Source organism: Sutterella sp. (assembly GCF_052272535.1).
Classification (GTDB): domain Bacteria; phylum Pseudomonadota; class Gammaproteobacteria; order Burkholderiales; family Burkholderiaceae_F; genus Sutterella.
In genome coordinates this window covers 1-2,229 of sequence record NZ_DAVZJY010000307.1, presented here as the reverse complement: position 1 = coordinate 2,229, position 2,229 = coordinate 1, and the positions used below count along the sequence as shown (strand labels likewise).

At 66.8% G+C, this 2,229-nt stretch carries 1 protein-coding gene; it reads left to right on the top strand.

All coding sequences use genetic code 11. The features are described 5' to 3' along the window. Positions 1-486: 486 nt before the first annotated feature. Entirely contained in the window at positions 487-2,091 is a 1,605-nt protein-coding gene (locus ACT6Y9_RS10540) for an ABC transporter substrate-binding protein (RefSeq protein ID WP_443744498.1), read from the top strand. Positions 2,092-2,229 lie beyond the last annotated feature (138 nt).

Here is a 2,229-nt window from a genome sequence, read left to right as displayed (position 1 = left end):
GGAAGAAGTGGTTTTCATGAAGAGCCGGAACGCGTGCAGCTGCAGCGTCGTCAAGACTCTCCCGGACAAGGCCCCGTCCGGCGGGAAGCCCCGAAAGGTGGCTTCCGAATCGGCCGGCAGGAACAAGTTCGGTCTTGGGTGCTTTGATCATGGTGGATTTCCTTTGTGAAAAAAAGAAAACCCCGGGGGCGCACGCGCACCCCGATCAAGGCGGCACGAAGACCGGACTTTCCTGAGGGCGACGCCCTCAGGGCTCGGATTTTTAGTTGTCTGCGCAAACATGGATGCTTCATCCCGGAAACCTCGAAGGCCCCGGAACCGGCCCGCGCGCAGCGGCGGACTCACGTGGAAGTACCTCGGGATTGTGCCTGAAGCCGCGCCCGGACGCCAAGTCCCACACAGAAGTGCACCCCGCCCCGGACGCCGAGCCGTCCCCGCACCCTTAAAATGCGGCGCGACCGAGAAATCCAAAAGCCCTGCCCCAGAATGAACCCAAGCATCCAGACTCCTACGAACGCCCGTGCCTCCGCCCGAACCGCCGCACTCTGCGCCGCGGCGCTCTTCGCCGGCTCCGCTTCAGCGGCGCTCTTCTCCTTCGGGCCCGAGCCCGATCCGACGGAGAAGACCGTGACGGCGGCTGTCGCCGACGGCTTCACAACGCTCGACCCCTACAACACGACCGACAAGCTCTCGCGCCAGGTACTCAAGGCCTTCTACGAAGGGTTCTTTCGTCTCAACGCCCGCATGGAGGTGGTCCCGGCGCTCGCCCTCTCGGCCGACGTCTCCGCGGACGGGCTCACCTGGAGACTCACGCTGCGCGAAGGCGTGCGTTTTTCGGACGGCACGCCCTTTGACGCCGTTGCGGCGAAGGCGAACATCGACCATCTGACGGGCGACGCCACGCGGCTCGGGCGCTCGAAGATGTTCGGGGTCATTGAAGGGGCCGAGGTGACGGGGCCCTATGAGCTCACGCTTCACCTCAAGGAGCCTTTGGGCGCCTTGAAGCGCCGCATGGCGGGCGGCATTCTCTCGATGGTCTGCCCGGCGGCCCTCGCATCCAAGGACTGGAACCTCGCCCTGAAGCCCTGCGGCACCGGTCCCTATGCGCTCAAGGACTACAAGCCCGCCGAGCTCCTCCACGTCGTGCGCCGCGAGGGGTACTGGGCGCCCGAGCGGCAGAAGCTCGCCGGCATCCGATTCGTGCCGGTGCCGGAGAATCACGCCCGCGCGGCGATGCTGAAGACGGGTGAAGCCGACTGGACGATGCCCGTTCCCTACGAGTCCGCGGCCGAAATCCGCGCCGTCGGGAGGCTTCTTCTTTCCGACCGCCCGTCCACCGTGATGCGCTTCATCGCGATGAACACCACCAAGGCGCCCTGGAGCGACCCGCGGGTGCGCGAGGCGATGAACCTCGCCGTCAAGCAGGACGCCGTGATCAAGGCGGCCTACCGCGGATTCGCGCGGCCCGCTTCCGGCGTCATTCCGCCCGGGATCCCCAACGCGCTCCTCATGGGGCGCTCAACCTTTGACCCGGAGCGCGCGAAGGCGCTTCTCAAGGAAGCCGGCTGGCCCGACGGATTCGAAACCAACCTCTGGTGCGCCTACCAGGACTCCGCCTCGCAGAAGGCCGTGGGCGTCGTGCAGCAGCAGCTTGCCGCCGTTGGCATCCGCGCGAAGATCCGTATCCTCGAGGCGGGCGAGCGGGTCGCGCGCGTGCACGGCGCGCGCTCGGAAGCCCAGAAGAACCTCGACCTCTACTACACCGGCTGGTCGGCGTCCTCGGACGCCGACTGGTCGCTGCGGCCGCTCTACTACTCGAAGAGCGCCCCGCCCGTGCTCTTCAACACGGCCTTCTACTCAAACCCGCGCGTGGACGAACTCATGGACGCCGCCGCGAAGGAGACCGACGAGGCGAAGGCGCGGCGCCTCTACGCCGAAGTCCAGGAGACGATCCGGCGCGACGCGCCCTACGTCTGGTGCGTGTTCGAAGACTCCGTCGCCGGCTGGAACCGGTCCCTCACGGGCTTCGTCAACCTTCCCGACGGCGGATTCGACTTTACGGACGCCCAATGGCGTCCTGAGGCGAAGTAGTCCCTCCCGCCGTGCGCTCCCGCGCCCGGGAGCGTCGCCGCCGGCGGCCGCGGCGCCCTTTCAGGCCTCTCTCCATGGAGCGTCCCGGTGTAAGTCCCCCAAAGCTTTGCAACCTCGAAAAAAATGGCTCTTCAGGCA